Consider the following 26,185-nt stretch of genomic DNA (forward strand, 5'->3'; position numbering starts at 1 on the left):
ACGTCTCTAGGAGACTTCTAGATTGATTTCACCAAATGTTTATTCTCCACAAAAATAAGGCGGGCAATTTGCCCGCCTTATTTATTTTTCAATACAGATAAAAAACTGGAAGATATTCAAGTTTTGAACTTCCAGTCTTGCTATATAAATTGAAAATCTAGAAACTAAAGATAATCCAGGTTAGGAGGACTAGGATTACAATAGTCGAAAGAGAAGCGTATAAGCTACTAGTTCTACCAGCCAAAGACAACAATTAATTTCACCGTAACTTTTCTATTTCTGTTCCTGGAATTGATGTTAAGCGTTTGCTTTATTAACTAAAGCAACATCAACCACAGGATAGAAAGTTTTATCAGCATTACTCACACCGTCTGCAGTCAGTGAAAGCTGTGTAAAATTTGGCTTGGGGGAATCCACCTCCCCAAATTCTTTTTGCTCAGACTTCCTCAAAAAAAGAACCACCAGTAGCAACGGTTGGATTATTGGTCTTGGTCTAGGAGTTATTTAGTCTATGAAATGCTGACTACTTTTGTAATTAGTTTGATTTATTTCATAGTCAGAACTAATCATTGATTTTATTTTTAAAATTAACTTGCTTGGCAAACCACCTCTATTTTGGTTTAAGTTGTAGTTATTATTAGTTTACCAATATCATTAGTATATATTTGCCATTTTGGCAGATTTTTACAAAAAACTATCAAATTCATGACTACTATGGAAAACCCGCCATGCTATAAATTTTCAATTAGCATCGCCGGGTTTCAGATAATCAACTTTAGAGCAGAATCTATTGATTCTAAATACTTTTTAATTTATAGGACTTACACAAAATAATGAAAAAACGAACCGCCTTCTCTGCAAGAGGCTCCGCCAACGCGTAGCGTTTCGTTAGAGAAGGACGCAAAGGACGCAGAGAAACAAGAGTTTTAGAGAGTTATTGTGTAAATCCTGATTTAATCCCTAGAATTTAAAAGAAGCGTCTTGAACACTTTCTAGTTTTAATGGCGATTTGCTTGATTGATATTTGTTAATTTGCTGTGTCAATCTTTGGTCTAAACTCTCACCAAGGATTTATAAAAAAAGTTAGGTTAAAAGCCTCGCCTTCGTGGGCGAAAAAATCCTTGTCTCACTCAGTAGGTGGAAACCCCACAAGAAAGTGCATGGCTGTATTTCATGTTGAATTTTGAATTAATTCATGCTTTTTGCTTTCTAACTACTTCTAGATAAGCTACGTCTTTAATTTTGCTTAAGCAGCTTGATGACACATTATTCTCAGACCGGGAATCATGAGTATGTTTCAGCATTTTTAGATTTTCACTTTGCTGTTGTTTTGTCCTATCTGCCTGAGAGTGCTCTTTGAGCAACCGATTGTAGGTGCGATATGGAATGTAATGGAGAGGATTGTAACCACCAAATCGCAGCATTAAAACACATGCCCAAGAATACTTTCCAGCAAGAATTGCTTCAACTACTTTGTCAAATTGTTGAGCTTTTACTGTCTTTTCTAAGTTGCTACTAATACCAGCAATGTCTTGATTCATCATAGCTTTTAGTTGTTTTATGTGAAGGAAACTATTTTCTTCTCTGCAATTGTTGATGTTTCAATTGAAGTGTACAGATTGCACTAGCCTTTTTACAAATCTTGAATTGCTAGTGGTATTTATTGGTTCACACGCTTATATTTATTACTACTGTTGAATTAGGCAATTTCCGGGAAGTTTGCATATTTTTTGAGACTACAATAGAAAACATATTTATCTTTGAGAGTTAGTAACACCATTTGTATTTATACTATTCTTTGTCGTTAACCTCATCTCCTAATCTAGTATAGTTATAGGTCAAATTTACTGAATAGATTCCGATACTTACTTATATATTGTGCAGCTTTTAGTTTTGTCCTATTTGGCTAATTTATGAGGGGTAAGACCCCTCACCCGATATTATTTATAAACCTTTATTATTGTTGGGTAACTAGAAAACAATACCATTAAATAGAATGTAAAACAACTAATAAAAATATAAGGTGGTGGGAAGCAAAACCTTTCACAGCCATAGGATTGAACCTATTTATCGATAAGTTCAATTAAACAATGATACTTATTAGAGTTGTCTTAATTGGTTTACAAAAACTACAGCTTTAACGTATCTATATAATTGCTGTAAACTACTCATAAATATTTTATAATAATTCAGTCAGTAATTAGAAATTAGACTAGAAAAAAAATTCCTGGTTAGTAAGAATATAGATAGATAGTAATAATGATCCTTAGCTAAGTTAAGAAAAATATCCACAAGTGGATAACTCTACTCAAAACAATGTAGCAAGCTAAGTTTGTACAATATTAGAGAATTTAAGAATAGATATAAAGTTAACTAATACAAAATATTATTAATTTGATTATGTAGCGATTTATATATGTATTAATATCTAACAAATTTATTAAATTGAGATTAAAAATGTAGTAGTAATTGGGCTAAATGGTGGTACAAGAGCAAAAATAAATATGCGATCGCCTTTATCTCTCCAGACAACTACACAATTAATTTATTGACAATAAGCTATTCACGGGTTATAGTATGAGTCCACCTTACTAAGACTCGCCCTCACTGATAGCACTTCATATCCTGCAAAGTTGGGCTATTTCTGCTAAAGGCTGAAAAAATGTAGATGTAGGGTTTGCTAACACTAAGTTACGCAGATCGTAGAGATTTAAGCGTATGTCGTAGTATTGGCTAATCATTGCCAAACACGCAGCGCTACAATCTGATGAACTTTGCAGTTAAGTAAAGAAATAGGCACGTGATAATCCAGTTTTTGATTGTGAACGTAGTCTGGAAAATATTAGCAATATTTATAGCTAAAGCCAGTAATATTTGCATTTTTTGAAACAGTATTGTTGAATTATCAATACTTCAACTCTTACCATTACTGAAATTTTCCCTCACTTCCGGAAACACTCGAAAAATAAAATCGAAAATCTAAAGTCAGCTTTCTCAGATGAAGATCGGTTAAATTTGGTACGGACGTATATCTGTCATTGGTGTCAACTTACAGCTATTTTCAGGTAGGTAGACCACGCGATAGGGGCGCAAGGTCTTGCGTCCATACGATAGATGTGGTTCAACCACATGAAAACTGCTGTAAGACAGTAAGGTAGAAGTTAGGTAAGGTAAGGGTTCTAGGGTTGCTTCCCCTCATACCCTAACTTCTTCTCCCAATATGGGGGTAACTAGAGAATTTGCTCCCCTCTGCCAATTTTGGAGAGAGGGCAAAACTCGTACAGTCAGAAGATTTCATCTGAAGTTGACACCAATGACATATATAACAGGAGGCAGGAGGTAGGAGGCAGAGGGCAGGAGGCAGGAGTTAAAACTATTGCTAACTCTCTTCTTTCACTCTTTCCAAATCTCCTAACCTGTGTGACTACGGCTATATGTGTTAATTACAATCGCTTTGATAGTCAATCAATTAATAACTAAGTAAATTCCCCAAATCGCCATTGGTCGCAGGTAAGTGCTAGCGCGAAAAGTACCAGTTGCGGTGATAGCTTCTGGCGTGCGAAATTGCAGACCATTTTCATAAATTTGCTGCACTACAGCTTGCGTCAACCTCAACGCTTCATCCTTCATTTCCATCTGCACGAGAAAGGCCGCCAGTCCAAAATTTATCCCTGTCCAAACTTCTAAGGGATGAGTAGCTTTGGGATTTTCTGGTGAACCATCACGACGAACACCATTAGCAGCACCAAATTCACCATTAGAGAATTTCAAAAAGCAAGCATCATAAACAGTTTTCAGAGCAGAAAGAGCGCGATCGCTCGGTACAATATCGGGTAAATCCAGCAGACGAGCGTAAAATTGTCCGCACAATTGATCTGCCATTACTACATCGGAACCACTTTTACTATCCAGTCGGTAATATTCCCCATTCCAGAGTTTTTGATCGTAAATGGGGCGGGATTGTTGTAACCAAGTTTCATAAGTGGATTTTTGCGCCGCCAACTTTGTTGTGTTACCTATCTGGTAAGTTAATAAAATATCGCTAATGGCGATCGCAGCTTCTAACGCCGCCAACCACAACCCTCCACAATAGGCGCTGACACCCTGTAATCGCCAATCATCAAAGGTCTGATCGGGTGCGCCAGAATTTTCCGGAATCCCATCGCCATCGAGGTCAAAAGTTTTCAGGTAGTCGAGGGTTTGAACGATCGCATTCCAGCAATCTGCCAAAAATTCTACATCGTCAGCACCTGTGAGTAAAAAATCACGGTATACTTGTAAGACAAAATCACTACCTAAATCTTTCCATAAATTACAGTCTTGATAACTGGTGTAATTAGTTTTCTCCCAGACGTGTTCATTGGGTGCGCCTAAATCGTGGGGTGTTGCACCTGCAACTTTGCGAACTGCAATCGGGCTTTCTGCCTTAATTGTCATGTAATAGCCAATGATTCGGGGAGTATTATCACCTTCAGGAATCGCCCGTGCAAATGCCCGAATTACCGATTTTTCTAATTCTGGAAATAGCATCAGCAGGGCAAAAGAGCCATACAACCGCACATCTAGACTTTCATACCAACGGTAATCTAAGCACTCTAGCACCGCAAACTGACCGATGGGGTCAAGTTCTGATGCTGCACTCCAGAGAGTACCGCCACTGGTGAGGTCATAAAGCTCATTAAATAGAGCCATTTTAAACCAATTGGGTAAATCTTCCCGGTCGAGAATGGGTTTTTGCCAACTTTGAATTTGCGATCGCCAGGTTTGGTATTCTTGTAACGCAGTCGAGGCGATCGCCCAAGCATTATTTCCACTTTTATCAAAAAAGTCTGTATATCTGCGATAATAGTTGACTCCAGCAGTAAATTCTGTGATCGGCAAATCCCAAGCGAGGACAAAGGGAATTTCAAGAGTTTCGCCTGGTTGGAGAGTGAAACGGATTGCGATCGCAGCCCCGATTTGTGTATTCTCTGTTGCTGGAGTTGTATCAACATAATTGGGCAAAGAGCCATCTTTAGCAAAGCTTTCCCATATTTCCTTACCCGTTCCTTCAGGATTCCATCTGCTGTGGTGGAATACTTCTACTTGCGGATGCTTCAAGGTCGCAATACACCAAGTTCCGTCGCCTTCTTGCAAAGGTTCATCGCTACTAACCCGACCTAAAAGACAGCCAAATTGTTGTGTATTTTCAACTATCTGATTGTAGTTTCCTTGACTTTCGCCCCAGCGCGGTTGGTATTCGTAAACCGGACTACCATCATCGCGCACCCGCACTTCCGGAGATTTGAAAGCGTTTGTAAACCAGCCCACCATATTTTGCCAAGTGAGCATAATACTGAGAGTAATCGGTGCATCTGTCGGGTTATAAGCATTCCAGAGGAATATTGCCAGAGGGTAGCTAGTTTCTTGGTAATTGCCTGCCCAGACTGGAGAAAATTGCTCACAAGTCAACTGTGCTTGAAATACATTTTCATACACAAACCAGCTACGTGGATATAGCGCGTGATAATTACCCGTCTTTTCTGTGGTGGGAGTTGTCGGATACCATTGCCAAGCTTTGAGAGTACTATCATCAGGCGCTTGGGTAGATAAAGCATAGGCTTGAAAAGATGCACCATTGGATTCAAACACACTAAATTGACAAGCGGGAATATTTTTGAAGGTATGCTCACCACCGTCGATGTGCCACAAGTTAAAGTCTCCCCGTGAAGAACGACCGATGCAACCTGCACCAAAGCCGCCTAAAGGCATACCATGCCAAGGACCATCATCGATATTACTTGCGTAGCGAACGGTATAAGGTTTATCCCAGCCTAAGCCGATAGGACGGCTCCAAGTGCAAGAGGGAATTACTGGAGAGAGTTGATTTGTCATCGCTTAATGTTACAGCGTGCAGTTACGTCAATGAAGACTAACGCGATGTGAGATTTTTCTCAAGGTAGTAGCACAGTAATGGCCATTAGTGTCAACTTAAGCTGAAATTTTCTAACTGGTCGTAGCCCACCCTGAGACATCGCTACCGTAATTACTAGCAAATCATTAGGTATAGAGCTTATCTCAGTGATTAAAAATTTAATATTGTCCTTCTACCGTGTATTGCTCAACCGCTACTGAATTTTAAATTTAGAGTTTTTAACTCTAATGAGTAAATCACTATTAAATTTGGGTATTTTAAAGCACAGAGGTAATTGATCAATTGTTTTAATAAAAGAGATGACACAATATGCCCTTGTGGTTGAAATTGCTCAGAATGACAACAGTTTCGCCAGCCTGACTAAACCCATCAATGATGCAGAGGCTGTGGCTAACACAGAAAAATTTTTGCTGGTGGTAGATGAGTTTGAGAAAGTATTTACAGTTTGTATAGATAAGGAAGAACAGCAGAGATTTATTGAACTACTTACTGGGGTAGTAGAAATTCATGATTCGCGGTTAGCAGTTGTAATTACTATACGAGGCAATTTTCTTGAATCTTGTTTAGATAATCCTTCTCTAACTCACCTGATTCAAACTCAGGCAGCAGTTATGCTGCCTTCAACTGGAGTTGATTTAAAGGAAACAATCGCCAAGCCTACCAAGCTTCAGGTTCATAGTGTTGAAGAAGCAGGAGTATTAAAAATACTTCCAAATCTTCAACAAGAATTAGGGAGTTTGCCATTGTTAGAGTTTGCCTTAACTAAACTCTGGGAGAAACGCGAGCAAAAGAAACATCAACTAACCCAACAAGAGTATGAGAAGTTGGGAGGATTAACTGCGGTGTTAAATCTCCATGCAGAAAATGTTTATCACTACCAAGATTATGAGAAAAAATATCCAACTCAAGAACGCACTCAGCAAGAAAAAGAATGGATTAAGCAGATTTTTCTGCGGTTAGTGCGAACGGGAGAGGGAGAAAATGATACCCGACAGCGCCAACCAAAAGCCACATTATTAAATATTGCAGGTGATGAAGCCAATCAACAGCAACAACTTAGTGAGTTGCTAGATGGTGAAGCAGGATTGGTTAAAGGACGCTTATTAGTTACTGAAAAAGATGAAAAAGGAGAAGTCTGGATTGATTTAGCCCATGAAGCTTTAATTAAAAGTTGGCAGCAGTTTGCCCAGTGGCGACAACAAGACCGAGACTTGCGACCATTGAGCGATACATTAGAAAATACCCGACGAGAATGGTTGAACGAAAGGCCGGATAACAAATATTTAATCCAAAAAGAATTACTGGCAAAAGTCAGGGATAGCTGGCAACAATTGCAATCACCCCAACAAGATGAGGATTTTTACCAGTACAAAAATACTGATGAAAAAGACCAGATTGCCGAGATGGAAAGGGCGCTTACTGAATCCCAGTTGCGAGAGAAAGCGGCTAGAGTAGACGATTTATTGCCCTTACAACCGCTAGATAGTCTAGTTTTGGCAATTCAAGCTATAGGAGAGAATCAAGAAAAACTACCCCAGCAGATTCTTGCATCAGTTCAGAACAGTTTAAATCAGGTGGTGAATAAAGCAAGAGTCTCGATTCCCTTCTGTGGTCATCAGGGTAATGTCTCTTCTGTCGCCATCAGTGCCGATGGGCAGACGATTATCAGTGGCGGTGCTGATGGTACAGTGCGGTTGTGGAATCACCAAGGTCTTTCCTTAGCTGAACCTTTGTGCGGTCATCAGGGTAATGTCTCTTCTGTCGCCATCAGCGCTGATGGGCAAACAATTGTCAGTGGCGGTGCTGACGGTACGGTGCAGTTGTGGAACCGCCAAGGTCTTTCCTTAGCTGAACCTTTACGCAGTCATCAGGGTAATGTCTCTTCTGTAGCTATCAGCGCCGATGGGCAGACGATTGTCAGTGGCGGTGCTGATGGTAGAGTGCGGTTATGGAACCACCAAGGTCTTTCCTTAGCTGAACCTTTGCACAGTCATCAGAATAATGTCTATTCTGTAGCTATCAGCGCTGATGGGCAGACAATTGTCAGTGGCGGTGCTGATGGTACGGTGCGGTTGTGGAATCGCCAAGGTCTTCCCTTAGCTAAACCATTGCGTGGACATAAAAATTATGTCTCTTCTGTTGCCATCAGTGCCGATGGGCAGACGATTGTCAGTGGCGGTACTGACGGTATGGTGCGGTTGTGGAATCTGCAAGGTCTTCTCTTGGCTGAACCTTTGTATGGTCATGAGGGTAATGTCTCTTCTGTTGCCATCAGCGCCAATGGGCAGACGATTGTTAGTGGCGGTGCTGATGGTACGGTGCGGTTGTGGAATCGCCAAGGTCTTTCCTTAGCTGAACCTTTGCGTGTGCATGAGGGTAATGTCTCTTCTATCGCCATTAGTACCGATGGCCAGACGATTGTCAGTGGTAGTGCCGATGGTATGGTGCGATTATGGAATCGCCAAGGTCTTGCCTTAGCTGAACCTTTACGTGGTCATCAGGGTAATGTTAGGTCTGTCGCCATCAGCACTAATGGACAGACGATTGTTAGTGGTAGTACTGACGGCACGGTGCAGTTGTGGAATCGTCAAGGTCTTCCCTTAGCGGAATCTTTGCATGGTCATAAGGGTTGGGTCTATTCTGTCGCTATCAGTACCGATGGACAGACGATTGTTAGTGGCGGTACTGACGGCACAGTACGGTTGTGGAATCTGCAAGGTCTTCCCTTAGCTGAACCTTTGTGGGGTCATCAGGGTTGGGTCTATTCTGTCGCTATCAGCGTCGATGGGCAGACGATTGTTAGTGGTGGTAGTGACGGCACGGTGCGGTTGTGGAACCGTGAAGGTCTACCTTTAGCCGAACCTTTGCCTGGTCATCAGGGTTATGTCAATTCTGTTGCTATCAGTACCGATGGGCAGACGATTGTTAGTGGCGGTGATGACGGCACTGTGCGGTTGTGGAATCGTCAAGGTCTTGCCTTAGCTGAACCTTTGCCTGGTCATCAGGGTTTCGTCAATTCCGTTGCCATTAGCGCTGATGGGCAGACGATTGTTAGTGGCGGTACTGATGGCACTGTGCGTTTATGGAATCGTCAAGGTTTTGCTTTAGCTGAACCTTTGCGTGGTCATAAAGGTTGGGTCTATTCTGTTGCCATTAGCACCGATGGGCAGACGATTGTTAGCGGCGGTGATGATGGTACAGTACGGTTGTGGAACCTGCAAGGTCTTCCCTTGGCTGAACCTTTACCTGGACATGAGGGTTGGGTTTATTCCGTTGCCATTAGCGCCGATGGGCAGACGATTGTTAGCGGCGGTGAAGATGGTACTGTGCGGTTGTGGCGCGGTGACTGGCGTGCATGGTTGCAAGTCTGTTGTGACAGGTTACGTTACCATCCCATCTTCACCAATCCGCAAACAGAGGAAGCAAAAGCCGCCTGCGAAACCTGCCAAAAATATGTTTGGAGTAAAGTAAGTGGGTAAGAAAGGGCACGGCAATGCCCATTAGTGTCAACTTAAGCAAAAAGTAAGTAAAAGATGTAATCTAAGAGCATTAATAATGATGTTCTTAGAGATACATCATGGCAAGAAAACGTCCAGCGCGAATAGTCAACCCAGACTTGCGGCAACAAAAACAAGTACCAATGCCGCCAATAGAGGAAGTTGAGTAAAAAATCTACTCATTACTATCTCCGCTCAACTTTAAACCCTTGAAATTGTACGAAAAGGAAGCAAACAAACCATTCCGCGACAGAATACTAACCTTACCCGTAATGATGGCGATCGTTGTGAGTTTAGTGTATCGTCAGATTCCTGGATTAAGAGAAGTGCAAAGAGTCTTATGGTCAGAAGGATTGTTGTGGGCAGGTGGAATTGAAGTGAGTGCCCAAGCAGTTTCAAAATGATTGAGAACACTGCCAATAGAATTATTTGCGCAAATTTTCGAGCAAGTATAGCCGTAGTCACATAAGTTGGGACAGTGTTAATTCCTCAAAGCCACCAAGCAACTGGATTTCTACTCAGCACTCAGCACTTTGCTATATCACCATACCCATAAGTGGATAAAGTTTGTCAAAGCCAGTTACCAACTAAAACATAAGGTGCCCAGTAACCAGGACGACTGTAATTAGGATAATCTTTTAACAACTTTACTTGGGCACGACGTAAGGCTTCAGCCTTTGTCACCTCAGTTTTAACTAACTCACGATAAAATTCACCAATTAAGATAGCAGTAGATTTATCGCTGATATGCCATAGTGAAGCCAACGTACTACGGGCGCCAGCTTTCACAGATGCTCCTGCTAGCCCTAGCGTGGCGCGATTGTCACCAGTAGCAGTTTGGCAAGCACTTAACACCAGCATTTCCAAAGCTTCTGAGCGAGTTTGATCCCGACGGCGCAGTAGACTATCAAATTGCGTGACGTTGATCGGACCATCATCAGCAAGTATAAAAGTATTCTCAACACTGGAGCTAAATTGACCGTGAGTTGCCAGATGTAAGACGTTAAATGGTACAGTATTTACCTTATTCTCTAGGTTTTTGCTGTTGAAGTCTCGGTCTAGTAACTGGGTAGTAGACGCGATCGCTTGGGAAATAGAGTCGAATTCTGATTTAATTTCTGGTAGCGGTGGAAACTGCTGTTGAAAGCCTTGTGGTGGTTGCACTAACCCGGCAGCTAATACATTGAGTTTTGTTTGTGTCAAGGGTTTGAGTGCGAGTAACTGAAGTCCCAAGCTGAGTGCTACAGCGTATTTTTCTACCAGATATTGCTGACCGTCATACAATATAGCCATTGGTACATTTCGCAATATTCCATCCAGTACAAATACAAGGGTTTTGACTCCACTATCTTTTAAATCTGACTCAATTTCTTTGATTAACCACCCATAGACTTCCTGTGATAGCGCCTGCACTTCCTCAGTCCGATCGGGTTCTAATAAATACTCTTTGAGTTCTCTTATAATGCCTTCTACCTCATTTTGGGACTTATTTACTGTATAATTACGCAGTGGTTGTTTAGGAATTTTGACAATCACCTGGAGTTCATCGGGCAAAATAATTGGATAAATGATCGCGGCTGTAGGATTATCTTTATCTACCACTGTGTCAAGCAAAACAGTTTTGGCATTAATGCAAGCTTCCCGAAAAAAGTCGTCTAATTCCGCTAGTTGCAGTGCTTCAATCCTCTGTCTAGCTTTATCTAGGATTGATTCGCTCGGATGAGTTTGCTGAAACTGCAACAATAATTCTACAGACTCTCGATATACAGGTTCTACACTTTCTTTAAAGGAAAACTGGACATCTCGATTCACAACTACTAAGTCACTACGGAGAGTCTGCAACTCACTGATCGCAGTATCATAGGTGGCAATAGCGCCCTCGATTTCTCCCTGCTGTTTTAATAAACGCCCTAACTGCCAATGCCAACGATAAGCGATATCTGGGGCATTGATAGTTTGGGCTATGTTCAGTGCCTGTTGCGTGAGGTTCTGAGCAATTGACCATTGTTTAGTTTGTTCGTATACACTACCCAAAGTCCCAATGGCAAAGCTCTCGGCTCGTTTATCTGCCAAATCTTGAGCTTGTTGCAATGCTCTGGCGCAGATTTGAGCGATCGCTTGGGGCGTAGTCCCAAATTTCATCAAGCTTTGAGCTAGATTAATCTGGGCATAAATAGTTGTTACAGAAGCAGGTAGTTGTGCCAGTTGAGTTTGGATTTGCGGCAATAGTGTCTGCACGGCGGCTGTTTGTCTTGCGTTCACTAGTAAGTTCAACTGATTTATTTGAGCCTGAACTTTGCTAATCGGGTTAGGAGCGATCGCAGCAGCTTGCTGATAAAACTGTATTGCACCCTTAAAATCTTGCTGTACTTGTGCCGTGTTGCCTAAACTGAATAAAGCCGCGCTCACATCTTGGGGAGAATCCAATTTTTGGGCAATTGACAAACTTTGCTGTAATACCTGACGGGATTGATTCAAATCTCCTGCTAATTGCAGAGCATTCCCGAACGACCGTAATTCTACTGCTTTGGTAATAGAGTTAGGTTTTGATTGTAACTCCTGCTGTAATTGAGTCAAGATTGTCAAAGCCCGACGGTAAAATCCCAAAACTTGCCATGCTTGTGCTTGATTGATGCGATCGCGGGTAATGCCATTGCGATCGCCTAATTGATTATAGCTGGCTTCTGCACGTTGCCAGGTGTTAAGTGCCTTTTCAGCTTGTCCCAAGTCTAGCTGAATACTACCTTGAATATCTAGAATTGGAGCCAAAACCTGAAGATTTTGAGAATTAGAGGATTTTTCGAGTAACTCCAAGCTATCTGTAATTGCCTGTTGCGCTAATGGCAAATTACCCATTTTTTGATATGCCAATGCCAAATTACTTAATGCTACAGCTTGCGGCAATTCATTGCCTTGGTTGCCATAACTTTTAACTGCTTGTTGCAAAACTTTAACCGCTTCTGCAAATTGTCCTGCCTCATACAGCACTTTACCCTGTTGCAGCAAGTCTTGTGTTTGTGCAGTAGAATTTTGGATTGACAGCCCAAAAGTTGCGATATGTTGTGTGTCTACAGTTGCAGCAACAGGAAAAGCAGTAATGGACAAAAAAGCTGTTACCAGAACCAAGAGCATGAAAACAGGCAACTTATGGATTTTAAAGGGATGAATCAACCATATATTACATCCGTTACATATCCGTTGCCATTGATTGTTTTTATGACTCTTGAACTTCATCGAAATTCCTCCTTTGAATCTTGAAGTAACGAATTATTGACTACAAGACATGGCAGAGGGAATAGAAGAACTTTGCCCAGATTGAGCCACAAGCATAATATCACCGTTACCATCAATGATCCATCCTTGAGCCTCCACAATGCGATCGCTAGATTTGGTTATAGTTGCAGTAGATGATTTATCTGTTACTCTCTGTGTCGCTTGTGCGGGCAAATCTACCCAACCAGTAATCACTGCTCGTCCGCGCAACGGTTCATTAGGACTTTGGGGTAATCCACCGCGTCCTGTAGCAATAAAGCTACTGGCATTTTGTCCTCTTCTATGAGTGCAACCTTGGGTAATTTGTTGGGATACATCCACGAGGTTAGAGGGTAGTTGAATTAAGCCGCGACTAGGGTCAGTATCTGGACTGTTGATAGTTACTTCCCCACTCACTCCCAATTCTGAACTCGCTGTAATGTCGCTGTTTTCGGTTGGGCTTTTTTGCGGAAGAATACCGAAAATACCGTTTGTTGTAATGTCAACTCTACCACCAATCCCTGTAAAGGCATTAGCGCTGATATCGCTATTTTCATTGGGAACTGCAACGATAAATTTGGAGTTGATATTGATGTCACCGCCATTGCCACCTAATTTTTCTGTACCTGCGTTAGTGGAGATTTGACTGTTGTGACGGAGTAAGAGTAAGTCGCTATTGAGGTTGATATTACCACCGTTACCGGATGCAGATTCTGCGTTGAGTTGACCTTGGTTATCTAAGGTAATTTTGGGTGAGTTAATTTCGATGTCGCCTGTGATTCCTGAACCAGTGGCACTGACAAATAAGCCACTGTTAGCACCGATATTTAATACGTTATCAGGAAATTTAGTAACCCTGTCATTGTAATTAGGGTCACTACCGCTAATAATTACTTTGTCATTAGTATTGACTGTAATTTTACCTGCACGTCCATTGCTTGAGGTCGTAGTAGTGAGTTGCCCGCCACCCGTTGCTTCAAAGACATTTGCATTCACCCTAATATCACCACCCTTACTATCATTGTAAGTGCGTGCATTTAATAGAGCACCATCTCGTAACTTCAAGGAACCAGCATCAATGATAATATTTCCCCCATTCCCTTCTGTACCTGTATCCACATAGCTGAAAATCGCACTGGAAAAACTATTTTTCACACCAGCAATATCAACTTCCCCAGTAACTTTCACTTTCACATTCCCCGCATCCCCTTTTCCTGCTGGTTGAGTATCAGATGCAGGACTAGTAACAGTTATCAGTTGAGCGCCATCTTGTAGTGTCAGTGTTGCAGCATTGATGTCAAGATTGCCACCCTTACCCACACCCCCTGCATCCACTTGGGTGAAGATGGCAGCACCTGCAAGGGAAACAGCATCTTTTGCAGTCACTGTCACATTCCCTGCATTCCCTTGTCCACGAGTTACGGCAGAAAGTTCAGCGCCATCTCCTAACTTTAAGGAAGCAGCATCAATGGTAATATTACCTCCATTGCCTACTGTACCTATTTCCACATTGCTGTAAATCCCAGTAGGAGTGGAAATGTTACCAATATAAACAATATCTGCAATATCCACTTCTTTGGTAACTTTCACATTCACATTCCCCGCATCCCCCCTACCTGCGGGTTGGGTTGCAGATGCACCACTAGTCGCAGTTACTAGTTGAGCGCTATCTCGTAGTGTCAGTGTTGCAGCTTTGATGTCGATATTGCCACCCTTACCCACACCCCCTGGTCCTACTGCACTAGATATCTCAGCACCTGCAAGGGAAACGGCATCTTTTGCAGTCACTGTCACATTCCCCCCATTCCCCTCTCCATAAGTTGAGGCTTCAAGTTTAGCACCGTCTCGTAATGAGAAGGAACCGGAATCGATGGTAATGTTACCCCCATTACCAACTGTTCCTGTTTCTAGAGAGCTGTAAATTGCACTGAAAAAACCGTTTTTCTCCCCAGTAATCTCAACTTCCCCAGTAACTTTGATATTGACATTACCTGCATCCCCTTTTGCTGCTGGTTGGGTATCAAATGCTTCCCTAGCAATAGTTAACAGTTGAGTGCCATCAATTAGTGATAGTGTTGCAGCATTGATGTCGATGTTGCCTCCCTTACCTACACCTCCGGCTTCCACTGCACTGATGATGGCAGCATTACCTGCAAGGGAAACAGCATCTTTTGCAGTCACTGTCACATTCCCCGCATTCCCCTGTCCATAAGTTGAGGTAACAAGTTGATCGCCGTCTTGTAATGAGAATGAACCAGAATCGATAATTATGTTACCCCCATTGCCTTTTGCTCCCAAGCGCACAAAATTGCGAATTATGCTCTCAGAACCTGCAATTTTGATTTCCCCCGTAGCTTTGAGGGTAATATCCCCGGCAACACTTTCAGGTGTACCCAAACCTACCCCGATACCAGCAGAAAGTAAACTTCCTCCTAATATCTCTACATTTCGGGCATTGACTGCAATATTACCGCTACCAGCCCCAGTCACAAATATACCCGCTTGATTGTTAAGTGATACATCTGCATGAGTCACATTTTCAGGAAATTTCAAGCTGAGATTATCGCCATTTAAAACAAGATTGATATTTCCAGGTGACGCTAACCCTCCTAACTCAACTCGGCCACCAAAGGCATTCAATTCTCCTCCATCCATGCTGATGTTGCCACCCACTAGCAGCAAACTTTGACCATCTGCTACACGTAGACCAAAGGCATCAGAGCCGGACTGATTTAATCCTGCTGGAGCTACTGAGTTGTTTTGAATCGGTGCAGCTGCAATTTGGTTGAATAGCAAAGCTGAAGGATTGACTGTTAGCAGTGGAGGAGTATTCGGATTTGAAGCGCTAAAAAAACCTTGATTGCCAAACCCAAGAGCATTTGCAGTCGTTGCTACAAATGAACCTCCAATATTTAGGCTGGCATTTGGCCCAAAAATTATCCCATTGGGATTAATCAAAAACAACTTAGCTGTGCCATTAGCGCGGATTAATCCATCAATATTTGATACTGACTTACCCGTTACCCGGCTAATGATATTTTGAATATCTGAAGCGTTGTTGAAGTAAGCTATACTCTCAATTGGTACAGAAAACTCTTCAAAACTATGGAATAAGTTACTTCCTGCTTTGGTACCACCTTGAATTATTCTAATGTTGTCCTGCAATGTGACACGAGAATTATTGGGTAGAGTGTTATCGGGGGTAATTTGAGCAAAAGCACAATTTGCCCAAAAAGTGATCGCAATTCCCATCCCCACAGAAACAGCAATTGTTGAATCAAGCTTAGTTTGTATAGTGATTGTGGTGATGGGTATTTTAGGCTGTGTCATCGCTTTGGCGATCGCTTCTAATCAGCAACGCCCATAAATTTATCTACAATTAATTTCAGCAGATATTTTAACTAGATGAGAGTGAAGTTTTTAAAACTTAAGGTTAGGCAATGCTTCCCAAAATAAAAAGTTACAAATCACTAATCAACCTCGCCTTACGGAGGAAAAATTGCAGCACAGTTTCTTCACGGGAAATAATATCAACCCTACCCTCCATACCCAATTGAATATGACACTGATTTTTCCCTTTACCTAAAACCAAAGTTTCCGGTTCAATAGTCACTTCATAGAAAGCACCAGGTGCAGTAGCTTTTGGACTAGTAGTGCCATTCATCGATGCATTTGTGCCATTATTTTGAGGAGCGATCGCATCTGGAGAAATCGTCTGCACTTGACCATTCAGAGTACCATAATCTGGATAGGGGCAAGCGCTCACCCGCATTTGGACTTTTTGACCAATTTTTAACTTACTTTGCTCATCAGATGCCACCGCAGCTTTCAAAATCTGAGGTGCATCAGTGGGGACAATTTGTAATACTTCCTCGCCAACTCGCACAGTTTGACCTGGGTTTCGCAGATTGAGTTGAGAAATGATACCATCGGCGGTAGCTGCGATCGCGGTTTGAGCTAAATCTATTTCAGCTTGTTTGAGTTCGCTAGTATCGCGTTCTAACTGCTTTTCAATTTCAATCCGCTGGTTAACTAAGGCTTGGCGTTCCTTTTCTATTGTTGCTTTGTTACTTTCCCCTCCAGCTTTTTCTTGAGCTATCCTTTCAGTAGCAACAGTTACCTCTGCGTTAGTTGGATTTACGGCAACTTGGGCGCGTTGTCTTCTCGCAATCACAGCAGATACTGCTTGTTGTAACCGTTCAATTGTCTGTTTTTGTGCTTCCACTGCTGCTGCTTGCGCCTTTACCGCTTGCTCTTGCTGTTTGGTAGCTAATTGTGCTTCTTCAAATTGATCCTGAGATAGCGCCCCTTGGTTAGCTACACTCTCATATCGCTTTTGTTTTGACTGGGCTACACCCAAAGCAGATTCAGTAGCATGGAGATTTGCTTGTGTTGTTTTTAACTGTGCTTTCCCAGCTAGCAATTCTTTCTCGGCTATTTTGACGTTGGCATCAGCTTCTTGGAGTTCGGAAACAGTGGTCAGATTTTTATCTTGATATTCCCGACGACGACCGCTCAATTCGGCTTGTGCGCCAGTAATAATCCGGTTGATCCGGTCAGTTTCGGCTCGAATCTGACTATTAAGGGAACTAATCTGGGCATTAATTTGCACTAGTTGTAACTTAGATTGTTGAATACTAGTTTGCAATTGGCTTTTTTTGGTTTGCAAACGGGAGTCATCGATAGTTGCGATCGCATCTCCTTTTTTGATAAGTTGATTTTCTTTGACATAAATGTGCATCACCTGACCTTCAGTCGCCGCTTGCACAATTCGCAATTCACCCGCCGGACGCACAACCGCCTGTGCTTGGACTGTAACCTTATACTTACAAATTGCAGCAAGTGGCACAGCTAATCCGAGAACGCAGAGAATAAACATTCCGCCCCATGTTGTCCAACGAGTAATTGGTGGGAGAAACTCGTTTGTTTGAATTGGAGGAAGAAAATTTGTGTTGCTAACCATGATGTCTTACGAATTACGAATTATCTTAATTAATGGTGGCAGTCTTGCCGTTATGATGAGCCTGGGAAGATATTAGCGCCAATCCATTATGAGAGGTAAAAATATCATCTAAAAAATCTAAATGTTCGCCAGGTAAAGAGCGCAATTCTTCTGGTGTACCTTGTATTTTTAAGCGCCCTTGCTCTAAAAATACAATTAAATCTGCCCTCTGTATCACCTTGGGACGGTGACTAATTAAAATAGTTGTTTGATTGTGACGATAGGCTAAAAGTCTATCTAGTACTTGTCTTTCACTTACTGGATCGAGCGCGCCTGTGGATTCATCTAAAATTAAGGTTGGTGGCTGAGTAACTATGGCTCTGGCTATAGCTAATCTTTGGCGTTGTCCACCAGAAAGATTTGCCCCAAATTCTCCTAAAACAGTTTGATATTTATCAGGTAGTTTGCTAATAAATTCATCTGCACCTGCAATTTGACAAGCTTTGACAATTTCTTCAAAACTGATATGGGGATAGCTAAACTGGAAGTTATCAATAATCGAACGACTCCAAAAGTGGGGTTCTTGGGGAACTAATACCACTTGTTGCCGCAAACATTCTAAAGATAGGTCTTGCTGATTATAAAAACCATAACGAATATTGCCAGACTCGACTTTATATAAGCCAGTCAGCAATTTTGCCAAGGTACTTTTACCACAGCCAGATTTGCCAATTAAAGCAATGACTTTACCGCCAGGAATAGTTAGGGAAAAATCTTGTAAGAGATCAACTCTACCTGCATGATGAAAGTTAAGTTCAGTGCAAGTAATATCTGCATGACCAGGAATTTGTGCCCAAGGCTTTTTAAAATCATTTTCGGATTCTGGGGTAGCGTCAATAACTTCCGTCATGCGTTGAAGGACTATCTGGGCTGTGATAAACTCATCTACTAAGCCGATGGCAGCACCTAAGAAGCCAAGAAAGTTGCCACTCATGCCGTTATATGCCATTAATTGACCGATTGTTAAGCTGTGATTAATGACTAAATAGCTACCTATCCAAAGGATGCCAATACTAATGAAAGTAGAAAGAATACCAGTAACTGTACTGCTATACAGTCCCAGTTTCATCATACTCCAGCCCAAGTTGGCGAGGCGACCATAATTCCCTTGGTATTCTGACCAAGCTTGGGGAGTGGCTTGAGTAGTTTTTAATACTTGGATGCCGCGAAATGTTTCTACCAAAAAGCCTTGATTTTCTGTACCTGAAACAATTAAATTTCGGGTTTTCTGGCGCATTGCGGGTAAGAAAAGCAGGTTAACACCCGTGACAATCATAAATGCAACTATGGAAGCTAGAGTTAGTTCCCAACTGTAAAAGAGCATAAAACCCAAGGAAATTACCGCAATAAAGAATTGACTCGGTAATCCGAGGACAATTTGGGAAACTAAATTATTGATGGCTTTGACATCGGCAATGCGGCTGACAACTTCCCCACTGCGTCGTCCTTCAAAGTAGGAAAGGGGTAAATGTAAAAGTTTGCGTCCGTATTCTAGAATTAGTCCTAATTGCAATCTTTGACCGAAGTGACCGATAAGGTGAGATTGGACTAAACTAATGGCGCTTCTAATTAAGTTCATGGCGATAACGCCAATGGCAACGGTGGTTAGTAGTTGGGTATCACCTCGTACTAAAACATCATCGGTGAGGAGTTGCATCATAAAGGGAGATGCCAAAGAAAGCAGTCCAATGGCGATGTTAATAGCGATCGCTTGAGCGAGAATAGAGCGATAAGGCCAAACCCGTTGCAGATATCTTCCCAAACCGCCAATTTTATCTGACTCTTGTTGATAAAAACGACTGTCGTCTGGAGTCAGCAGTAACATGACGCCATTATTCCAACCCGCCATTAATTCTTGACGGCTAAGATGACGAATACCAACACCAGGGTCGGCGATGACATATTTTTTGCCTTTTTGTCCGTATAATACGACCCAGTGGTAGCCTTTCCAGTGGATAACGGCTGGTAAGGGAGCTTGATCTAATTGGTCGATTACTTGGGGACTGGCTTTAACTTGGCGGGCGTTGAATCCTAGTACTTCTGCACCCCGCTTCAATCCCAGCAAGGATGTTCCCCTAGAACCAGTACCTACGGCTTCTCGGACGCGGTTGAGGGTAAATGTGCGTCCGTGGTGTTTGGCAATGGTTGCAAGACTTGCAGCACCGCAGTCTTCTTCACTGTGTTGGAGGACTATTTGGTATTTCATTTTCAAGTACAATTATTTGGGAGAAAATAAAGTCATGTACGACTTAATATTTCTGTCATTGTGAGCGAGGCGCGGCAATCCTATTTACCTCTTATACTTCTCTGCAAGACGCTGCGCGTAGCTTGCTTTCTACCATGCGCTCACCCGATGGAGCGTCTATGCGGTTCGTTGTCTTAATTCTCAAAATTAATCCGACAGATCACTAGGACAATCTGGTATTTTATTTTTAAGCGCAATTATTAGTGAGAAAATCCAGTCGAGTCAACTGACCCGACTAGATTGAGGGTTTGGCTTGTTAGCTGATATTTTTGAGTAGTGATTCGATCTCAATTAAGACAGGACAATCTAAAGAAAGGAAATTCAAATCAGTAAGTCCACTTGAGAATTGCAAATTAGGATACCTTATAGAGGTTGATATCATAGGGATTGCCAATAGTTGTTGTGTCGTCTTGAAACTCATACACTCCTCCATCGGCCAAATCATATTTTTTGTATAGCTCGTAGCCATCTCGACCATCAGCGTCAAATTCAATGATTCCTCCACTGTACGCAGTCCATATACGATCGGAGCCAGGTGCTGGATCACCTGTTGTTTTACCATCGACAGTGTAAGGGATATTGTATCCCGTTTTGTTTTTAACTTCAAAAACTTCGTAACCACCACTAATTGTTTCAGCAGCTTGTTCGTCAAGTTCTTCAATTAAACCAAAAGATTCTAGACAGTTTTGATTAGTTAACATGGTTTTTCTCTCTTTGTTGATTAGGTCATGCAAAGATAATTAAGTAACTTTTAAGAAGTTGCATATTTGTGGGATAAATTTACAGCTGTAACTATCGAAATTTGGTTCTGTATTTGACGAACTTATTCAATGATTCCGCTATTCCCCAAAGAAAGCATCTTTTTAAATGAACTTCTCTGCATATCACTGTCTACGATGACTTTTAGTTTTTATGCACTTGGAACAGAAAAATTTGGAAAATCTGTAAAGTTCTGACGCAGCAAGCAATTAAATTTTGGCTGCATGGCTGTATTATAATTGAAACCAGCTATGGTTCAAATAACGGCAAGTATTCCATGCAACCCCGACAGGGCATTGTTGAAATCTTTTCTACCTTTGTGCAATTTGATGTAGATCAATTTAGTGGTTGGGCAACAGATGCCAAACTACGACGTAGTATGAAAGTTTGCCTGGAGGGAACATCAACTGAGGAATCAGATACCTTTTGGGCACTTTACTGGTATAGAGTTTGGCAAACTCAATCTAGTGCTGTGGCACTTGCACATATTTCTGCTTATTTACAAGAGGTGTGCTATTGGACTGCTAGAAAATTTGCCCTCAACTTTCCCATGCAGTCGTCTGTAGCAGATTATTTTCAGATGGCGATCGCTCATATTAACAAAATACTCAAAACTTTTAACCCTCAATACAGTTCGCATTTAAAAGCCTATGCAGAATTAGCTTTTGAATCGATTATCAAAGATGCACTGCGCTTACACAGGGAAGCAGACATTTGCTCAGACTGGGCATTATTGCATAAACTTAGCCGCAAACGACTAGTGCAGTCATTACAAAATGCCGGATTTAACGCTGAAAGCATCGAGAGTTATGTTTTAGCCTGGGAATGCTTTAAGGAACTCTACACAGGTGACAATACAAAAATTCGTCAGCTTGCCAAACCAGATGCTCGAACCTGGGAGGCTATTAGTCATCTTTATAATGCAGAACGTTTAAGCCAATTGAGTTCGCCCACTGCCGCAGTCAATCAGCAAACTACAGAAACCTGGGTATTATCTGCTGCTAAAGCTGCCCGTACTTTCCTTTATCCTAAGTTTGTTTCCGCAGACGCTCCCCTCAAAGAAGATGAGGGTAATTTATTAGATATATTGCCTGTAGATTTGCAAACATCTTTACTAACAGAAATTATTGAACAGGAAGAAGCTGCGAATATGCGATCGCAGCAAACTCAATTAAACCAAGTTTTGTCCCAAGCGATCGCTGCACTCGATGCTGAGTCTCAAAAAGTACTACAATCTTACTACGTTCAACAACTGACTCAACAAGAAATTGCTGCACAGTTAGAAATTAAGCAATATACTGTTTCCCGTCGCCTTAGCAGCATTAAAAAGTCATTACTTTTGACTCTGACGCAATGGAGTCAAAACACCTTGCATATTTCCCTTAAATCCGACGTAGTAGATGCCATAAACGCAAGTTTAGAGGAATGGCTGAAAGTCCAATATAGCCATACCCAGATTCAACAAGCAGACAAGAAATAATTTTGTCTCCTCTCCCTAATATGGTCTTTATATGCAGCCATTCTCAAATTATTTATGTTGAACCTACCTCCCCCATTCACCATTGACTCACAGCATTTATACTTAGAAATTACGCAATTTCCAGAGGCGCAAGAACAACCATACTCAACAGCTGGTGCTTGTCAACGTGGGTGGATAAATCAAAAATGCTTGCAAGCATTTTTACCTTGGTTCAAGGAGGAAATTGCTGCCACCGCTAGGGTTTATCCTAATAGTGCGGCATTGCCGAGTTTTTGGGAAGTAGTCAATGGCACAGCTATTACTTTCGATCGCGATCGCCTTGTCTTAATTCCCACCTTGGCGATGGATGGCGATGAGTTGCGCGTACCGCAAGAATGGGTAGATATACCAGAATGGGTTGCTGACTATTACATAGCAGTACAAGTTAATCCCGATGATGGCTGGATAAAGATTTTTGGCTATACAACCCATCAAATTCTGAAAACGAAAGGGGTTTTTGATGCTGGCGATCGCACTTACAGCTTAGAAAGTGAAGATTTAATTTCGGATATTAATGTGCTGTGGGTTACACGCCAACTCGAACAGTCAGAAGTTTTACGTGCCGAGATTCCACCTTTAGATTCTATTACCAAAATCCAGGCAGAAAACCTTTTAGAAAGATTGAGCGATCGCGATGTGAAATTTCCGCGTTTAGCAGTTCCATTTTCACTCTGGGGTGCGCTCTTAGCACATAGCGGTTGGCAAAAAAAGTTGTATGAACTGCGTCAGGGTTTACTCATACAGCGCTCAATTCCGCAATGGTTACAGACAAAAGTAGCCAATTTAGCTCAACAGTGGGGATGGGAAAAAAGAGAATTCGTTCTAGCACCTGCCAGAATGCGGAGTGCAGAACCAGTTCTCGGCTTGTCTCGGCAAATAATAGTTGCAGAGCAAACATACGAGTTACGTATTTTCCCAAAAAGCGCTTCTGAGGACTATGTTTGGCGTTTTGAATTGCGAAGTACAATTGTTGATGGTCAAATTCCGGCTGGGTTTAAACTCCGACTACTAACGGAAGACTTACAACCTTTTGAAAACAATCAAGATACGGCAACAACTCCTGTAGATATGTTGTATTTAGAAGTAATTTTGGAACAAGGAGAAGGATTGGTTTGGGAAATAGAACCCACGCCTGAAGACTATGACCGAGAAATTTTGCGGTTTTAAGTATTATAAGGAGGCAGAGGGCAGTTCTTGCTGGAGGTAAAACTATTGCTAACTCTCTTCTTTCACTTTTTCCAAATGTCCTAACCTGTGTGACTACGGCTATACCTTAAAAAATATTCACGTTTAGCCTCTATTATTAACTCTTACACTGAATTTAACGCCCCTCCCCGATGCCTTGGGACTACGCTGTACACACAAATTACCCCCCTCAATCCCCCCTTGTAAAGGGGGGAAGCCGGAAATTAAGTTCCCTCCCTTTTATAAGGGGAGGGTTAGGGTGGGGTAAAAGGAGAAGCCGGAAATCAAGTTCCCTCCCCTTTACAAGGGGAGGGTTAGGGTGGGGTAAAGCGTATGTGGGACAAGCGTTTTAGAAGTTGATACCAATGGATAGTGCCGTGCCCCTACGGGTGTACTCAACATCTAGGGAGAAGTAGCTGTGGACAAGTTAATCATCTTAAAGTTAGGGGAGGGAAACTTTGAACAAGGGTTTACCGTGACTCTCCAGATTGGTAATGAAAATGTCCGCCCGACTGTGGAAATCACAGGCGAACTTCCTCCCAACCCAGAAATTCTCCGCGATTATCACCGTTGGCAATCTATTTATCGTAATTTAAGGCTGCCGTCTCGTCCGATTGGTTTACCTAAAGAACTTAACCAAGTCCCCAGCTTAGAATACTGCCAGCAAGTGAGTGAGGAATTTAAAATAAGTTTTAATACTTGGCTTGCTTGCGATTCCTTTCGTTCCATCCGCGAGAAATTGTTAGAAAAACTCATGCTTGCGGATAATATCCGTATGCTTTTACAGACCAAAGACCTGCGATTACAGAAATTCCCTTGGCATCTTTGGGATTTGATAGAACGCTATCCCCAAGCAGAAATAGCCCTGAGCGCTCCTGTCTACGAACAAGTTAACCTTAACTGCATAGCAACTACATCCGACAAAGTAAAAATCTTAGCAATTTTGGGTAACAGTCAAGGTATTGATACCAAAGCAGACCAAGCGTTACTTAATTTGTTACCCAATACAGATATCACTTTTTTAGTTGAACCACAATGCCTTGACCTGACTGACCAGCTATGGGAGCAGAATTGGCAGATTCTATTTTTCGCCGGACATAGTTGCACTCAAGAAACGAATCAAACAGGAAAAATCTACATTAATCAAACAGAAAGTCTAACAATTAGCCAGTTAAAGTATGCCTTGAAAAAGGCAGTAGAACGAGGTCTACAACTAGCAATTTTTAATTCCTGCGATGGCTTGGGATTAGCATGGGAGTTTGCAGATTTACATATTCCTCAAATTATCGTCATGCGAGAGCCTGTACCCGATCGCGTGGCGCAACAGTTTTTAAAGTATTTTTTGTCAGCCTTCGCGCAGGGAGGTTCGTTGTATTTAGCCGTAAGGGAAGCACGAGAAAGGTTACAGGGACTAGAAAACCAATTTCCTTGCGCTACATGGTTGCCTGTTATCTTTCAAAATCCAGCTGAGATGCCGTTGAATTGGGGAAAATTGTTTAGAAATACACACAATTTTCCTGCATCTTTGTCTCAAACTACACCTGTTAAAAGAACCACAAATCGGCTTGGCTTCTCATTAATCTTACTGGCGAGCATGGTAGTAACTGGAATATTAATCGGGATACGGTATTTGGGAGTGCTGCAACCATTAGAGCTAAGTGCATTTGACCAACTCTTACGCTTGCGTCCTCCTGAAAAACCAGACTCACGCCTACTAATTGTGACTGTGACTGAAGAAGATGTACAGGCGCAAAAACCGGAAAAACCTCAAGGTTCGTTGTCAGACAAATCACTTGCTCAACTGTTAGAAAAATTAGAGGCATATCAACCACAAGTTATTGGTTTGGATATATACCGAGATTATCCAGTGGATAAGAATTATCCAGCATTGGCAGAAAGGATGCGAAAAAGCGATCGCATTGTCGGGGTGTGTCAACTCAGCGATTTCCAAGCAGGAAAACCAGGTGTGAAACCACCCCCAGAACTTTCTTCACAGAATCTCGGTTTTAGCGATATTGTCGTAGATTCAGATAATGTCGTGCGTCGCCATCTGTTATCGTTAACTCATTCGCCCTCATCGCCTTGCACTGCGCCCTATGCCCTGAGCGTTCAGCTGGCTCTGCATTACCTGTATACAAAGGGAATTGAGTTGCAGTTTACCCCTGATGACGCGTGGCAATTAGGGAAGCTGACATTTAAACCAATAGAAGCTCATACCGGAGGTTATCAAGGAGTTGATGCTTTGGGACACCAAATTTTATTAAATTATCGTTCTTCTGTTGAACCAGAAGCTATATCTTCGGCAGGCTTCGCCAACGCACCAAGTATCACCTTACAACAAGTGCTAACGAGTAAGCTAAATGCCAATGAAGTCAAAGACAAAATAGTAATTATTGGCACAACAGCAGAAACTTTTGGTGATTACTGGTTAACTCCCTACACCACTCCTCAAGGAAAATTACAGGCAATACCAGGAGTATTTTTACAAGCTCAGATGGTCAGTCAACTGCTCAGTGCTGCTTTGGACGGAAAACCTCTGTTGTGGACTTGGCCGCTTTGGGGTGAAGTAATTTGGGTTTGGGGTTGGTCTTTTTTAGGCGGTTTATTTACTGCTTATCTGCACCGATTCATTTATTTAAGCTTGGCAGGAGGAATAGCGATTATCAGTTTATACGTTAGCTGTTTTATATTTTTAATTGTATATAGTTGTTGGGTTCCTCTCATTCCTGCTATGTTGGCTTTAGTAGTTAATAGTTTAATATCTAAAACTTACTTAAATAAAAAGTTTAAAAATTAAAAATAACGTTAATCT

General features: G+C 41.9%; 12 protein-coding genes and 1 pseudogene. 5 read left to right on the top strand and 8 right to left on the bottom strand.

Annotated features, from left to right (window positions below; genetic code table 11):
* Positions 1-1,193: 1,193 nt before the first annotated feature.
* From V7K79_RS26225 to V7K79_RS26235, 3 genes are all read right to left on the bottom strand, one after another.
* Complete coding sequence (locus tag V7K79_RS26225; RefSeq protein ID WP_335052035.1) at positions 1,194-1,541, bottom strand: HetP family heterocyst commitment protein; 348 nt, start codon at positions 1,539-1,541, stop codon at positions 1,194-1,196.
* A gap of 1,077 nt (positions 1,542-2,618) precedes the next feature.
* Positions 2,619-2,741, bottom strand: coding sequence for a hypothetical protein (locus tag V7K79_RS26230; RefSeq protein ID WP_335051880.1), 123 nt, complete (start codon positions 2,739-2,741; stop codon positions 2,619-2,621).
* A 724-nt stretch (positions 2,742-3,465) separates the two neighbouring features.
* On the bottom strand, positions 3,466-5,874 hold the full coding sequence (locus tag V7K79_RS26235; protein WP_335051881.1) for a GH116 family glycosyl hydrolase: 2,409 nt from the start codon (positions 5,872-5,874) through the stop codon (positions 3,466-3,468).
* Positions 5,875-6,213: 339 nt separating this feature from the next.
* Here V7K79_RS26235 and V7K79_RS26240 point away from each other — a divergent pair, with 339 nt between their 5' ends.
* Entirely contained in the window at positions 6,214-9,393 is a 3,180-nt protein-coding gene (locus V7K79_RS26240) for a WD40 repeat domain-containing protein (RefSeq protein WP_335051882.1), read from the top strand.
* A gap of 98 nt (positions 9,394-9,491) precedes the next feature.
* Positions 9,492-9,812: pseudogene (locus V7K79_RS26245) on the top strand (IS4 family transposase); the annotation flags it as partial.
* A 169-nt stretch (positions 9,813-9,981) separates the two neighbouring features.
* Here V7K79_RS26245 and V7K79_RS26250 read toward each other — a convergent pair.
* The 5 genes from V7K79_RS26250 to V7K79_RS26270 all read right to left on the bottom strand — a co-directional run bounded on the left by V7K79_RS26250 (position 9,982) and on the right by V7K79_RS26270 (position 20,611).
* On the bottom strand, positions 9,982-12,543 hold the full coding sequence (locus V7K79_RS26250) for a CHAT domain-containing protein (protein WP_335052037.1): 2,562 nt from the start codon (positions 12,541-12,543) through the stop codon (positions 9,982-9,984).
* Positions 12,544-12,678: 135 nt separating this feature from the next.
* The gene (locus V7K79_RS26255; RefSeq protein ID WP_335051884.1) at positions 12,679-15,993 is read right to left on the bottom strand and encodes a two-partner secretion domain-containing protein; all 3,315 of its coding nucleotides are present in this window, start codon (positions 15,991-15,993) and stop codon (positions 12,679-12,681) included.
* 130 nt (positions 15,994-16,123) lie between these two features.
* Complete coding sequence (locus V7K79_RS26260; RefSeq protein WP_335051886.1) at positions 16,124-17,626, bottom strand: HlyD family efflux transporter periplasmic adaptor subunit; 1,503 nt, start codon at positions 17,624-17,626, stop codon at positions 16,124-16,126.
* A 25-nt stretch (positions 17,627-17,651) separates the two neighbouring features.
* Positions 17,652-19,871, bottom strand: coding sequence for a peptidase domain-containing ABC transporter (locus V7K79_RS26265; protein ID WP_335051888.1), 2,220 nt, complete (start codon positions 19,869-19,871; stop codon positions 17,652-17,654).
* A 392-nt stretch (positions 19,872-20,263) separates the two neighbouring features.
* A complete protein-coding gene (locus V7K79_RS26270) occupies positions 20,264-20,611 on the bottom strand; it encodes a hypothetical protein (protein WP_335051890.1) in 348 nt (115 codons plus the stop codon).
* A 335-nt stretch (positions 20,612-20,946) separates the two neighbouring features.
* Here V7K79_RS26270 and V7K79_RS26275 point away from each other — a divergent pair, with 335 nt between their 5' ends.
* The 3 genes from V7K79_RS26275 (at position 20,947) to V7K79_RS26285 (ending at position 26,170) form a co-directional block, all read left to right on the top strand.
* The gene (locus tag V7K79_RS26275) at positions 20,947-22,149 is read left to right on the top strand and encodes a sigma-70 family RNA polymerase sigma factor (RefSeq protein WP_335051892.1); all 1,203 of its coding nucleotides are present in this window, start codon (positions 20,947-20,949) and stop codon (positions 22,147-22,149) included.
* Positions 22,150-22,203: 54 nt separating this feature from the next.
* Positions 22,204-23,355 (top strand): DUF1822 family protein, encoded by a 1,152-nt coding sequence (locus V7K79_RS26280; protein WP_335051894.1) that lies wholly within the window; start codon positions 22,204-22,206, stop codon positions 23,353-23,355.
* Positions 23,356-23,791: 436 nt separating this feature from the next.
* Entirely contained in the window at positions 23,792-26,170 is a 2,379-nt protein-coding gene (locus V7K79_RS26285) for a CHASE2 domain-containing protein (RefSeq protein WP_335051896.1), read from the top strand.
* Positions 26,171-26,185 lie beyond the last annotated feature (15 nt).

The organism is Nostoc sp., from assembly GCF_036917575.1.
Taxonomy (GTDB): domain Bacteria; phylum Cyanobacteriota; class Cyanobacteriia; order Cyanobacteriales; family Nostocaceae; genus Nostoc.